This window comes from Pedobacter sp. MR22-3 (assembly GCF_026240075.1).
Lineage (GTDB): Bacteria > Bacteroidota > Bacteroidia > Sphingobacteriales > Sphingobacteriaceae > Pedobacter.
In genome coordinates this window covers 628,579-642,716 of record NZ_JAPIVF010000001.1, presented here as the reverse complement: position 1 = coordinate 642,716, position 14,138 = coordinate 628,579, and the positions used below count along the sequence as shown (strand labels likewise).

The following is a 14,138-nucleotide window of genomic DNA, read 5'->3' as shown; positions in this document are numbered from 1 at the left end:
TTATTTAGTTAAGCAGCTACTTATTCAAGGTTTGTCTGATCAATAGATTTCTTAATTTTTTATTTCGTTTGTGATGGGCCAAATTGTTTGTGAATTAGTTTTGCTGCTCAGGAAATTAGATTGGACCGGTTAGGTTAAAGGTAAATATGTAGTCTTTGGGTTGAGCATTAAACTTGGAATTGTTTTCAAAACTCTCATGCACGTCAAGCTTGAAGATGTCCTTTACCAGAAAGATATTTGTATCCCTCACTAATGCCATCTCGAAGCTGTCAGGGTGAGAGAGACCAAATTCTTTCTCAGCCCCGGAGATAATAAACTGATTTTCCATGATGGCTTTAACCTCAACATTCTTCCATTGTCCCTGATGGTTTTTGTATTCCATGTCATAGTGCAGTTTGTCGTTTTTATCGGGAGTGTTAGAGTTTCCCGAAACCCATCGTACATTCTTTAAACCAAATTCACCGATAAGGGTATCATAAACCAGCTGCTCGGCATCCTTTCCTTTTCTTTTTTTTCCTTTTTCCCCATTATTGCTATGTACCCACGAAGATCCGCTGACATCGTTTCCTGTTCGGCCGGAAAATATTTTCCCTCCCTTCCCAATTTTTGTTTCAATTAATTTTCCTTTTTGGGAAGCTGGAGTTGTCCTATCATCCGATTTGTCATCTGGAGATAATACTGGATGATAGGCTGATAGGTAGGATTGAACTTCTATTTCATTCCCTGAGAAGTAGAGCAGGCTCCTGATATGCTCATTACTAATATCATTCTCCTCGATATGGTGTAATGCTAATAATCTAGGGTACAGCATCGCTATTTCCGTTTCCGTAAAGTGGGCCTGCAGGTCAATACCAGTTTCAGCCGAAATCATGGCGGAAAGAATATCAAGATAGGGGACATCGAGAAGGTACTTTGTTTCCTCTCCCTTGAGGACTAATCTGGTTCTGATTCCCTGGTTATATTGGTTGAGCGATTTGATAAAGCTTCTCTGGTTTTTGGGATTCTTATTGAGATTTTCCCAGGTCAGCTGTTTAAAATTGTGTTCATTGTCCTTAAGTAGATTGAAAAATTGCGCCGTGTGAAATTTCCCTATCCCCATGGGCAAGAAGTCGCTCAACTCCAATTCCAGTTGTTCAATAATGTTTCTAGCCAGCGCAAAGCTTTCATTGGTTTCAAAGGTCATGAAATCAACTTTGTCGTAATCTTCGTTCATGATAATTCCCAGTGATTGCTCGAGGTTGGCCTTAAGTTTAGCGTGATTTTCCATGGGTTCTCTGAGCAAATCCATTTTTTTAAATGTCAGGATATTATTCCAGAAATCGATTTCTAACCTTGAGATACCCAATAATTCATAAGCTTCTTGAAGCGTGTCTTCTCCCAGATCCTGCCTTGCGAGATGAACAGTATCTGTGATGTCGTTTTTTAGTACCTGCCTAAAATCATTCTTGAGATCGTTTAGCTTAAAAATTATACAGATCATTTCTGCAAATGCATCACAGAAAATAGAGTCTTTTCTGAGGCTTTCCAAGCTATTTGTCTCGAAATCCCTGTAATAAAATTCTCCTTTCACATTGATAAACTCCTTTTGCTCCACTTGAATGTCCCTTTTTTCTCCGAAACTGAAAAAGGCCTGGTCAACGATATGTATGCTGCTTTCCCTGATCAACCTGGCCTCTCGCCGTTTAGCTTCCCCATCCACTGTTTTGCGTTTTAAATTGGGACTGCTCAACCTATAGGCCAGTAAATATGGCTTGATAGATTCAAAAAAGACCGAAAAATCAGTATCGCAATGGTTATACTTAATCTTACCGGAGTCTAGGGAAATCTTGAATTCCCTTAAGCTTTTTACTCCGAAATACTCTTCGACCTTATCCTCACCACTTCGTTTAGGAAGGTTAAGAAGATATAGTGTATTTAAGATCGTCTTAGGGAGTATCGTATTATCTGAATAATAAACTTCATTGGCCTGGCGATACTCTTCCCGGTCTCCCATTTTTGAAAAAAATATCAAATCTTGTGGAACAGGATAATTTGAGTTTTGGTCCACTAGTCCATCCAGGGCCAGCTTGTATATTTTTTGAGTAGTAGAACCTTTTCCATCCTTATCTTTTGTTGGAATGGCCCTTAGGATATCATATATGTCCACAGGCTCCAATTCTCCAAAAGACTCCTTGGCACCCATTTTTAACAAGATAGCCCTTACATCAGCCTTGTTAATCCCATAGGAAAGTAGAAAAGCGTAGTCGATCTCTAGACCATCGTTTATCAACTTATTGAACTGGTCGTTTCCATCCTCAAGCAGGAACTTTGAAAAAATCCGAGAACTAATGAATTGATAACGCAGATAGGAAAATTTAAAGGATATTGCTGGGCGCTGGGTTACATAATACCAATTGATTCGTTCGTCATTCCCCTCCAACTGTTTTCTGATAAAGGTATCGTAGTATGCGAGCAAAATCATTTTGCTTAACGAAAGTGTTTTTATCTGGTCGAAATTTACAATTCGGCTCACAAAAGATTCCCTTTGGATCTTGTTGATTTCAAAATTGTCTGGCCGTTCTGTTCCGTTCTTGAATGAAAAATTAATATAATCTTGCTCGGACCAATTATTTTGAAGACTAAAGGTTTCGATCTTGGAAAATTTATTTACCCCAAGCCAAAGGAAGAAGTCTTCTACGTTATCGCTGTTTTCTTGATTCAAATTCCAATATGCAATCTCCTGGAGATAGTTGTCACTAGAAAATTCCCCAGAATAGATTTCCTCGGTAATCCTTCCACTGGGATATGTGCCGCTCAGAAAAAGATCAGATGCGGTAATTATCCTGCCCGCTCGGCTCATTAGTGGAACTTTTAGCCTTACTCGCTCTTGTCTGTTTTCGATATTTCTGAAGTTATAATAGAGTGCTGATACCATTTCCCTTATACACCCATTTTTATCTTCATGTTCTCTTATGGAGTCCAGAGCATCTGCGGTGCCGATGATGATTTTTTCAATCACATTGTTGCTGTCATAAGGCTGCAGGTTGACAATGTTCTTGATAATCCGTTGAAGCTCCCTGGACCGGGGCTCCTTTTTTTCAAAGCGATGCTCCAGCTTTTTTACCAGGGCATCGTAGAGTTCGGAGTTCATAAAGTCGACCTTAACAGATTTTGGAATATTGAACTCTTCCCCAGACCGGATTACAGGAGTGAATGCTACGTCGTTCTTGTCAATGATAATGTGCTTTTCATTTATGAGCAACGATGCCTTGGTAGTCTCTTCCTTTAAAGATAGGGTAGAAAGCTGTACGATCAGCTCAGTTCTCTCTGAAATGGTTAGCCCATCCCTAGAGAGTGCATCCATGATATCGATCACTTCATTTTCAGGGACAGTCTTGCCATTGAAAATGTTATCGATTTCATCTGGAAACGGTATCAATAGTGTCGGTAGGGCTTTAGGAAAATGCTTCATAAAAAAACCATTGAAACCATTGTTATAATAATGGATATCTTGAAAGTTTCGGTAGAACCTATCCACACACGGGAAAATCAATGAACTTTGCTTTGCTTTATTTAAGTTAGAGTAAAAAGTGTCGATTAGCTTCGAGTCTGATTGAAGCAACCTCGGTGTCAATAATTGATAAGCTCTCCAATCTAGTGATAACTTACTCAGGTAAATAGAACAGGTTTGTAATAATCCAACCAGGTTTTCTAGAATGAAACCATTTTTTTTTGATTCGTTGAGGTGATTTCGGGAGCTGTTCAGTTCAAAAGTGCCATGTACTATGCAAGGCAATGACAGGGATAGCTGGGTTGGAAAGAAATTGAATATTTTATTGAAACTGTCCGATAGGTTTTCCTGAAAGGCGACTTTAAGTTGGAAATGCTGCTTTTCATTTTTATCTTTGTCCTGGTATTCTGCGGGTAACTCCTTGCTTTCCTCAAAAACTTTCCATGACTTGTCTCTTATAGTAATCAAGCTGAACTCGCCGAAATCTAACTTTTCACTTTTCAGCGCTATTTCTGTGATGCCATTTTTTATTACTGTTATCGATCCAATGTTATTTAAAAAAAGCAAAACCTCCTCACTAAGCTCCTTAATCTGATCTTCAATATCCTTGAGGTATTCAGGCTTAAAATCTATTTCAATTACGGTGCTCCATTTACTTTCAAAGATCGTTTCAACAACTTCGGGAATAGCCAGCACCGGAAAGGGAATTGCGGAAGCCGCCAGATTTCGTTCCTGTTTAATCACTAATTGTTCTTTTTGAGATAGACCGATCTTGTTTTCAAAAATTTCTTTTGCGATCACAGGAGAAAAGGAAATTTTACAACCATTGCTGAATATGGTGACAATGTTGGCCCAGTTCAGGATTGATCTGAATCCAAGCCCCTTGTTGCCTATGTACTCAATCTTGGTCTTTGTGCTCAGATTGGCCAGCATTAAGGATTTTATTCCCCCAACACCAAATTTCTTGCCTTCATTAGAGATAGTTAGTTTTTTTTCTCTTGTATTCAATGAAATTAGAACGTTTGAAGAACCTGCATCGTCAGCATTTTGAAGAAGCTCCAGCAACTGTCTTCCATTGTACTCCTTAGTGAGTTCCTGTTCCCTATTGAAATCAGCGATAAATCTGTCCCAATCGTTAGTGTATGTGTTTATGTTTTTATCCTTGAGCTTTTGTATCTCGTCTTTGAAGGTCATAGTTGAGGTTGCGTATTCATTTGTGATATAGCGTTGGATATAAATATAGAACGTAATCGCCTACTTCCAAGTGAAATTTTGAGAAAGGTATTCAAAAAATGCACAAATAAGAGCCATTATTCTGTATATATCCAAATAGCGTAAGAGTAATCATACATAGGCAAATCTTCTTTAGTATCTCGAAATCAACACAAGGCTATTTGCAGCAACTCAATGGCAAGAAAATGCGATGATCAGTCGTTATCAATTTCGAATCGGAGCTTATTTTTCGAGCCCTGTAGTCCCGAGTGGATAAACCATTGTCTGTTGAACCTGGTCGCCGAAATCAATTTTTTAACAATACACTAATTATCAATGCATTTTTCAAGTAAACAAAAATTGGTCCTATGGGGTCAAGTAAATTGGTTTGTTCAATCAAAGCTTCAACCAAAAATTGAATAAACTAAAAAAAGAAACCCAGAAGCATTTTATTATTTGCACCAGATTTCAGTCATAAAACGACTTAGCTGAAATACAAACTATCGGCAGTAATGGCGCTTTACTGCCGATAGTTTGACAGCAAAAAGCATTTACCTAAAAAATGCAGTAATGTTCATTTTATTCTTATGTTCATGTATCATGAACCGCTTGATTTCTTGAACATTAGTCTATACCCTAAAGGATTTTTATTGTTTTTTTAGCACGTTAAATTCTAAAATTGGTATAAATATCAAATTGACCCCATTTCGCTAAAATATAAACATCAATCACTATCGTAGTTCTAATTTTTCATGATGATAAATGTTAAGTTTCATTTGGATCTTAAACCTCAATGATCAAATCTTTCTCATAGCCATTATACTTCTCATTCAGATAGCCATGTGGATTACAGATAATTTCAGTGTTACCAATAGTATATCTGATAGGCGTATGGATGTGGCCATGAATCCAATACAAGGGCTGATGCTCCAAAATCACATCTTCCAGGTTCGAAGCATAGGCAGCCAACAAGGCATGATCTCTATCAAGCTCGGGTATCGACTTCACACTAGGAGCATGATGGGTAATTACCACATTCTTAAAGCCAATTGATTCTTTGAGACTTTTTTGTAGCCAAGATTTTGATTTTTGGTGAATCTGGTAAGTATCTATTGATCTTAATTTTGAGTATGCTGGATCAACACGTATCTGTGCATAATCGTTCATTCTAGCCTGGCAAATAATGCCAGATTCCACAGGATTTCCAAATAAGCTAAAGTCCGTCCACAAAGTTGCACCGTGGAACCTTATGCCCTCAAACTCAACCATATTATTTTCAAGGACATTTACATTTGAGTTTTTGGATGCTTCAAGTATTTTGTTGAGTGTCTTCGGGTATGATCCCTTATAATATTCGTGATTACCCAATAAATATATTACCGGTTTATCAGGGATGTTTTGCTTTACCCATTCTATTCCTTTTGTCCCCAAGTTTGTATCTCCAGCCAGGATAATGAGATCAGCATTACTAAAATCCAAATCTGAGATCCCAAATTCTTGATGTAAGTCGCTAATTATCTTTATTTTCATTTCTTTAGTTGATAACATTCGAATATATTATGGTTTTTCAGACAGAAATTGTTCCTAACGTTTTTACAAAAAAGGATGACTGCATTCGATGTATGATGATTGTTATTTCAAACTTAATCAACATAAATGATTGAAATAACAATCAATTAGCTAATCACTGTTTATCTAAAAAATCAATTGGCTTATAAGTAATTAGGTATAATCGGTGCACAGACACGCAAATTCGGTTTACCGAAACGGAGAATTGCGGCGATCATCGCCGAAAACTCCCATTTTCGTAAACCAAAATCCAGCTGGTATGAATAAACCTTAAAACAAAAAAGCAGGCAATTTATCCTCCTGAAATAAAGAAGTTATTTTACATCTCGGAACCTTTTGGTCAGTTCCTCCATACGTCCGACCAACTTTTTAAACGTTTTCGAGTCACCATAGATCATACTTTTCTGCATGGCCTTATAATCATTTTCCCAAGCTCCCAATACCTCAGCCGGTGGAATAAAGCTGATATCCTGATACCCATGTTTTTCGTAACCAATTCCTCGGATCACATTGAATTTTGCCCGATGTTCCACTATTCCCTTGTATAAATCCTTATCTTCCAGCGCCTGTTTACCATGCTCAGTATCCATAATCCTATCCAGATCATATAGATGCCGCGACATTCTTTCTGTTCTTATCTTCTCAGCAGGCTTACAAAATTCCTCATGTAGGAGAAAAACCTTTTCCAAAAATGTACGCATTGGCAGAACAGTAAGCACGCTGAACGGTTCCCCAGCTACCTTAAAATCGCCCAAAGCCTGCGAAATAATCGGGCTAATTTCCCTTTGCTCTGAAGGCTCTTTTAGCGACCTGGCACCAATTTCGATAAGTACAGCCTCTTTTAAATAACCGCCTTTTTCTAGTACAGACTCGTAATACAGCTCCAGTACCTGAGGATCCCGGTCAGATTCTGTCGTTTCAGCCACTTTTAAAGAAAACAGATCTGCAGGGATGCCCAAATCGAGCAACTCCTTTTCCAACCCGTCCCTAAATTCCCCTGAAATAAAGGCACAGGAAGCCTTGCGCAATTCTTTAATCTTGGAGTTACTCAGCTCTTCCCCAAAACCCAGTACCGACCGGTCAATAACCAGATCGATATCTTCGGAAAAACGCTCGATCAGGTCCCAGGATTTACTTAAAGAAGTACCACCTTTGAACACCAAATGATCCGACCAGGGAGTCCGGAATATCGCATACAGCGCCAAAGTTACCCACCAATCCTTTTCTATCGCATAAGCGGGAAGACCAGTCTTGTTACTGGCCAGTCCCAATAATTCTTTCTGACGTTCAGCCGTTGATTTAAGCCAGTTTATCATTTTCTATCGATTTAGAGAGTTCATTCAATATCACCGCAATCCATGCCGGTGCTAATTTAGCATCATGTTCAATGTTCCTGTTATCTTCATTCTTCAGTACCAACTTCAAACGGTCTAGCACCTGGCTATCCACATTCTTCTGACCCAGTTCTGAAAGCGCCTGTATCACCAGCGTACTGATCTTTCCTTTAGTAGCCAGCTTCTTTGCCGTTGTAGGCTTAAAAGTAATCCGCTGCTTTCCGATCTTGATTTTCCTAGGCGCACCATCAGTCAGATAAGTAACATTCATCGGCACCTGTGTAGTCAGCCTCAGTTTATGTAAAGCAGCAGATCCTGTAGGAATAATCCTCGCATGATCACGCCTAGCAATACTTTCCGCTATCTCCTCAGTAGAAGGGTAGAGGCTACCAAAAACAGGATCTATCTTCGGATACAAATAAATTCCATGCGCAAGCCGTTCCAATACATGATCCCTTTCAAGCCTGTACAGGCTGCTCCTGATCGCATCAGCACTACCAATATCCGAAAAGTCGGTTGGGAAAAATAGCTTTCCGCGCTTATTCTTTATTATCTTATTAAATATCTGATTATGTGCTGAATATCTCATAATAAAATGAATTATTTTGCCACAAATTTATGAAATATTTGTGACACTTTACGCTAGCTTTTTTAGGCTCATAAGAAGAATGATTGACGTATAGGAATAAGTCACTTAAGTCTACTTGCTACTCGCACTTCCTAAATCTGTTGGAAATTTGATGGGGCCCGTTTTTTCTCTTAAGTTGCCGTGCAACCATAATACTCAAAACACTATAATTATAAAAACTCACAGTTGCCATAAAAATGTTCCCTAAAAAGATTACACCATGAACTATATTTTAATGATTTTACTCAACTAAGAAGAATCTAAATTAACATTGCTTCAATATTCAAAGCCTATAACAGCTACATAGCTAACAATCTAGCTAAAAAGCTTCATAACCTTCACATCACCATCATCCTCCTCTTTATCCTTCTAGAAGTTTCTCCTGTAATGCAGACATCTTAATACCAGTTTAAAAAAACATAAAAAGTAATACTATTAGTATAATAATTATTTATTTTTTAAACCCTTGTGTGAAAATTATCTGCCTAGTGTTGATACAAATACTGGCAATCAGATTAAGATTGACAAGACAAATTACAACCGATTTCCGTTTACATTGAAAAGCAATTTATCTAAATAGCTTCATAACTTTCATATCACCAGTATCTTCTTCTTCCTTATCTCGGTTTAAAAGTTTCTCCTGTAATGCAGACATCTCAGTACTAACTTTAGTATCGATAACCTTCGCATAATGCTGTGTTGTTTTCAAGCTATTATGACCAAGCATTTGGGATACGGTCTCAATCGGAACACCATTTGAAAGGGTAATAGTGGTTGCGAAAGTATGCCTGGCGAGATGATAAGTAAGCACTTTAGTGATGTTACAAAGATCGGCGATTTCTTTCAGGTAACCATTTGTGCGTTGATTAGTGAGCACCGGCAACGCGACTTTTCTCCATCTACATATCCTGTGATTCTTATATCTGTCAAGAATTACTTTCGCCTCATCCAACAAGGGGATGTGACAGGGTGTTTCCGTTTTCTGCCGTTTGATGAATATCCATAAATTACCGTCATCACCCTTTGTAATCTGATCCGGGCGAAGCTGCTTCACATCAATATAAGAAAGGCCTGTGTAGCAACTGAAAATAAAAATGTCACGAACGATATTTAAGCGCTCAAGTGGAAAGTCCCTGTTTTTGATCCGATCCAACTCTTCCATATTTAGAAAAGTCCTTGCCTTAGCTTTAGCAGTATTGCGATAATTTAAAAATGGATTACCAACAATCCACCCGGCACCCAGGCAATAGAGCATGATTTTTTTCAAGTGAACAATATATTTCCGGGCAGACATTGCATTATTTCCTCGATCTATCCTAAGAAATAACTCATAATCGGTGATAAATTTAAAATCCACCTTTTTGATGTTAATGTCCTGAACCTCATATTTGAGCTGAAGAAATTGTTTAACATGTCTGATGGAACTTTGATAGGTTTGAAACGTGCTATAACTGTACCCTTTACCAATCAGTTTTTCCATATTGTCATTGTGCTTCTGATAAACTCTCAGTAGGCTATGGTTAGACGTATTCTTTCCGGTAAGATGATCCCTCAAGACTACCGCTGTCACCTCATCTTCCTTTTCAACAAGAGTGGTATGAAACCGTCGAACTTTTGAGGCCAGCGTGTCCAGATAATCATTAAGTTCCCGGATCTCCTCCCGCAGGCCAGTGCCTTTCCCTTTAAGCGCAGACCAGAAGCTGGGAATAATTTCCCTGCCGACAGAATATTCCGAATGTTTTCCTTTCACGGTAATCCGTAAATAGATGGGCATCATCTCGCCCTTGATAAAATTTTTTGGTCTTTTCAGATAGAATAAAAGATGAAAATTGTAACTCATAATGATACATTTAAAATTAAACAAATGTACATTTGAGCCAGTGAGTCATCAAGATGTTCGTCAGTCGAACGAGCTGTAAATCAATATCTTACAAAATAATCCAGCACCCGAACATTTCGGAATAATTCTGGTTTTGATGTTTCGATCAATCCACTGACCTACAGTGTTTTACAAAAAATAGTCAGTTTTCGACTCACTAAAATTAACCAATCAAAATGGTCGAAAACGGGTCTTAATGTGTTATAAAAACCAAAACAAAGTCTTGAAAATCAACGATTTGCGCGACAATGTTCTGGTTTGAATCTAAGGATGTGGTCCCGACGAGAATCGAACTCATATCTAAAGTTTAGGAAACTTCTATTCTATCCGTTGAACTACGGGACCAAGTAATTTTAGATTTGCAGAATTACGATTTTAGATTTACAAATGCAAAACCTAAATCACAATTATTAACAATTATCTGATTACACTACCTGCTTCAAATTTTTCAGCAGGTGCCACAAAAGTAAGTTTTCCTTCTGAATTTTCCGCCATCAAAATCATACCTTGTGATAAAATACCTTTAATTTCTCTTGGGGCCAGATTGACAATAATGCTCACTTGTTTTCCTATAATATCTTCTGGCTTGTAATGTTCTGCAATGCCTGATACCACGGTGCGCTCATCTATACCCGTATTTACCGTTAACTTTAACAGTTTCTTTGTTTTCTCCACTTTTTCTGCAGCAACAATGGTGGCTACGCGAATGTCCATAGCAGAGAAATCATCAAAATTAATATTTTCTTTTGCTGGTGTAGCTATGGCGTTGTTGGCGGCATTTGTTGATTTGCTCTGGTTGAGTTTTGCAATTTGAAAATCAATCTCCGCATCTTCAATTTTTTCGAATAACAGTACAGCCTCACCGATATCATGTCCGCGTTTAATTAGATTTACTGAACCCGCATCATCCCATTCGTTCCCGCCATTTTTCAGCATATTCATCAGTTTCTCTGCCGTAAAGGGTAAAAAAGGTTCAATCAAAACCTGAATGTTAGCCGCAATTTGAATAGAAAGGTGTAAAATGGTACGTACCCGATCCTCATCCGTTTTAATCAATTTCCAGGGTTCAGTTTCTGCCAGGTATTTGTTTCCCAAACGGGCCACGTTCATCACTTCTGATAAAGCTTCCCTGAAACGATAATTTTCTATTGACGCAGAAATTTTAGCCGGATAGCTTGCCAACTCATCAATTACAGCCTGATCTACCGGCAAAATTTCCATACAGGTAGGTACGCTTCCATTGAAATATTTATGGGTAAGTACCATCACGCGGTTAACGAAATTGCCCAAGATGGCAACCAATTCATTATTATTCCTGGCCTGAAAATCTTTCCAGGTAAAATCATTGTCTTTGGTTTCAGGAGCCGTTGCGGTGAGGACATAACGTAAAACATCCTGTTTACCTTCAAACTCACGCAAATATTCATTTAACCATACCGCCCAGTTTTTTGAAGTGGAAATCTTCTGCCCTTCCAGGTTTAAAAATTCATTGGCCGGCACATTATCTGCCAGGGTATATTCACCATGCGCCATTAACATGGCCGGGAAAATAATACAATGAAAAACAATATTATCTTTCCCTATAAAATGAACGAGTTTGGTTTCATCACTCTTCCAATATGCTTCCCAGCCACATTTATCGCTTTCGTAATTACTAATGTAATACTCTTCAGCCTTAGGATTCCAGACATCCAATTTGGCATAATTACATAATTCCTTCGTGGCTGATATGTAGCCAATAGGTGCATCAAACCAAACATATAACACTTTACCTTCCGCGTCTCGGAGCGGCACACGAACACCCCAGTCTAAATCTCTGGTCATGGCACGCGGCTGTAAACCAGCATTTAACCAGCTTTGACATTGCCCATATACATTTGGCCGCCATTCTTTATGGCTTTCAATATAAGTCCTTAGCCTTTCTTCATATTGATCTAAAGGCAGGAACCAGTTTTTAGTCTCTTTTAAAATGGGTTGATCACCAGAAAGTGTAGATTTTGGATTAATCAGGTCTGTGGCATTAAGTGTGGAACCACAATTTTCACACTGATCACCATAGGCATTTTCATTGCCACACTTCGGACAGGTACCGGTAATATAGCGATCGGCCAAAAACTGTTTGGCTGAAGGATCATAATACTGTTCGGTAACTTCTTCTGTAAAAACACCCTTATCATACAGCGTTTTGAAGAATTCGGATGCAGTTTGGTGATGGGTATGGGATGATGTGCGGTGGTAAATATCAAAAGAAACCCCAAATTCTTTAAAAGAATCTCCGATAATTTTATGGTATTTATCTACCACTTCCTGTGGTGTGATCCCCTCACGTTTGGCTTTTAAGGTAATGGGCACACCGTTTTCATCAGATCCACAAATAAACTTAACATCGCGTTTATTTGATCTCAGGTAACGGGCGTAAATATCAGCAGGGATATAAACACCTGCAAGGTGACCGATATGAACTGGTCCGTTGGTATATGGAAGTGCCGCAGTTACGGTATATCTTTTTATTTTACTATTATCCAAAACAATTTTTATTAATTTGGCAAAGATAAGTGTTTTGAAGATGATTAAACAGCCCCCATATTTAAAAAAAGGAGATAAGATTGCCTTGGTATGCCCGGCTAAGAAATTACCGAAGTCCATTGATGAGGCTATAGCGATTTTAAGCAGCTGGGGATTGGAGGTTATTATAGGTGAGAGTGTGTATGCCAGCCACCATCAATTTGCCGGAACGGATGAGTTAAGGACTAAAGACATGCAGCAGTTTCTGGATGATCCGTCTATCAAAGCCATTATTGCAGGCAGGGGAGGCTATGGAACCATTCGGATTATTGATGAGCTGGATTTTACTCCATTTAACTTAAACCCTAAATGGATTATCGGATTTAGTGACATCACTGTTTTATTGTCACACATTATTTCGCAATGCGAAGTGCAGTGCATCCATGGACAGATGCCTTATACTTTTGAAGAAAGTACACCTGAAGCAATTGATTCATTAAAAAGAGCTTTATTTGGCGAGCAACAGACTTATCAATACAAAAGTGAATTTCCAAATCGTACCGGCGAAGCCACCGGCTTGTTAATTGGCGGAAACTTAACCTTACTCACCATGTTACAGGGCTCTGTTTCGGAGATGGATTTCGACCATAAAATATTATTTCTCGAGGATGTTGGTGAACATGAATATAGCATTGACCGGATGTTGCGCATGCTTAAAAGAGCTGGCAAACTGGCCCATTTAAAAGGCTTGGTTATAGGAGCTTTTAATGAAATAGCAGCTGAAAAAATTCCATTCGGACAAACAGTGGAGGAGGTGATCTGGGATATTGTTCAGGAATATGATTATCCGGTTTGCTTTAACTTTCCAACCGGGCATATTGATCACAACCTGGCGATGGTTCTGGGCACTGAAGTGAATCTGAAAGTAGAAAACAATAACGTTCAATTTAAATATTTATAACATGGCAATTTTAGATGGTTTAAGTAAATACCGCAATACCGGTTTATTGATTATGCGCATAGGCATTGGCATTATGTTTATTGTTCACGGGTTTCCGAAACTGGCTGGCGGCCCTTCCGGGTGGGAGCAACTAGGCGGCAGCATGAAAGTAGTAGGCGTAAGTTTTTTACCCACCTTCTGGGGATTCATGGCCGCTGTTGCAGAAACCTTCGGAGGCTTTTTATTAATAGTAGGACTATTTTTCCGCCCCGCTTGCATAGCCCTGGTTTTTACCATGATTATTGCTGCACTGGTTCACTTTGGCAAAGGCGATGGATTGGGTGGTGCCAGCCATGCGATAGAGTTAGGCATTGTATTTTTCAGCTTAATTTTTATTGGCCCTGGAAAGTATAGCGTGGATAAGAAATAATTGCACATTATCATAAATAAGCCGCCGAAGATTGAGTTTAAAATCTAAACAGCGGGCACGTATAAAAAGCCACAGGCATCATTCTTCCTGTAGTTTTGGTAAATTATTTAATTATACCAATGGTAGGGCGTATAATGATAAAGGGGTGGAA

The 14,138-nt window shown here is 38.7% G+C and carries 8 protein-coding genes and 1 tRNA gene; 2 read left to right on the top strand and 7 right to left on the bottom strand.

Going from position 1 to position 14,138, the window contains the following annotated elements; genetic code table 11:
* Window positions 1-115 precede the first annotated feature (115 nt).
* From OQ267_RS02820 to metG, 7 genes are all read right to left on the bottom strand, one after another.
* On the bottom strand, window positions 116-4,684 hold the full coding sequence (locus tag OQ267_RS02820) for a sacsin N-terminal ATP-binding-like domain-containing protein (RefSeq protein WP_265834801.1): 4,569 nt from the start codon (window positions 4,682-4,684) through the stop codon (window positions 116-118).
* Window positions 4,685-5,485: 801 nt separating this feature from the next.
* Window positions 5,486-6,250, bottom strand: coding sequence for a metallophosphoesterase (locus tag OQ267_RS02815; RefSeq protein WP_265834800.1), 765 nt, complete (start codon window positions 6,248-6,250; stop codon window positions 5,486-5,488).
* A gap of 335 nt (window positions 6,251-6,585) precedes the next feature.
* The gene (locus OQ267_RS02810; RefSeq protein ID WP_265834799.1) at window positions 6,586-7,587 is read right to left on the bottom strand and encodes a nucleotidyl transferase AbiEii/AbiGii toxin family protein; all 1,002 of its coding nucleotides are present in this window, start codon (window positions 7,585-7,587) and stop codon (window positions 6,586-6,588) included.
* Window positions 7,571-8,194 (bottom strand): DUF6088 family protein, encoded by a 624-nt coding sequence (locus OQ267_RS02805; RefSeq protein WP_265834798.1) that lies wholly within the window; start codon window positions 8,192-8,194, stop codon window positions 7,571-7,573. The genes OQ267_RS02810 and OQ267_RS02805 overlap by 17 nt, the downstream gene beginning before the upstream one ends.
* Window positions 8,195-8,801: 607 nt before the next feature.
* Window positions 8,802-10,073: a site-specific integrase gene (locus OQ267_RS02800; protein ID WP_265834797.1), complete on the bottom strand. Its 1,272-nt coding sequence runs from the start codon at window positions 10,071-10,073 to the stop codon at window positions 8,802-8,804.
* Between the two features lie 312 nt (window positions 10,074-10,385).
* Window positions 10,386-10,457 (bottom strand) — tRNA-Arg (locus OQ267_RS02795).
* Between the two features lie 72 nt (window positions 10,458-10,529).
* Window positions 10,530-12,638, bottom strand: a complete 2,109-nt coding sequence (gene metG / locus OQ267_RS02790; protein WP_265834796.1) for a methionine--tRNA ligase — start codon at window positions 12,636-12,638, stop codon at window positions 10,530-10,532.
* Window positions 12,639-12,678: 40 nt separating this feature from the next.
* On the opposite strand from metG, the gene OQ267_RS02785 reads away from it, so the two are divergent.
* Both OQ267_RS02785 and OQ267_RS02780 read left to right on the top strand, forming a co-directional pair.
* Entirely contained in the window at window positions 12,679-13,578 is a 900-nt protein-coding gene (locus OQ267_RS02785) for a S66 peptidase family protein (RefSeq protein ID WP_265834795.1), read from the top strand.
* Between the two features lies 1 nt (window position 13,579).
* A complete protein-coding gene (locus tag OQ267_RS02780) occupies window positions 13,580-13,987 on the top strand; it encodes a DoxX family protein (RefSeq protein WP_265834794.1) in 408 nt (135 codons plus the stop codon).
* Window positions 13,988-14,138: the final 151 nt, after the last annotated feature.

What these genes read in the sequence shown, in the direction of transcription:
- OQ267_RS02805 (WP_265834798.1), bottom strand. Translation starts at nt 8,194, where the DNA reads ATGAGATATTCAGCACATAATCAGATATTTAATAAGATAATAAAGAAT.
- OQ267_RS02820 (WP_265834801.1), bottom strand. Translation starts at nt 4,684, where the DNA reads ATGACCTTCAAAGACGAGATACAAAAGCTCAAGGATAAAAACATAAAC.
- OQ267_RS02785 (WP_265834795.1), top strand. Translation starts at nt 12,679, where the DNA reads ATGATTAAACAGCCCCCATATTTAAAAAAAGGAGATAAGATTGCCTTG.
- OQ267_RS02810 (WP_265834799.1), bottom strand. Translation starts at nt 7,587, where the DNA reads ATGATAAACTGGCTTAAATCAACGGCTGAACGTCAGAAAGAATTATTG.
- OQ267_RS02800 (WP_265834797.1), bottom strand. Translation starts at nt 10,073, where the DNA reads ATGAGTTACAATTTTCATCTTTTATTCTATCTGAAAAGACCAAAAAAT.
- OQ267_RS02815 (WP_265834800.1), bottom strand. Translation starts at nt 6,250, where the DNA reads ATGTTATCAACTAAAGAAATGAAAATAAAGATAATTAGCGACTTACAT.
- OQ267_RS02780 (WP_265834794.1), top strand. Translation starts at nt 13,580, where the DNA reads ATGGCAATTTTAGATGGTTTAAGTAAATACCGCAATACCGGTTTATTG.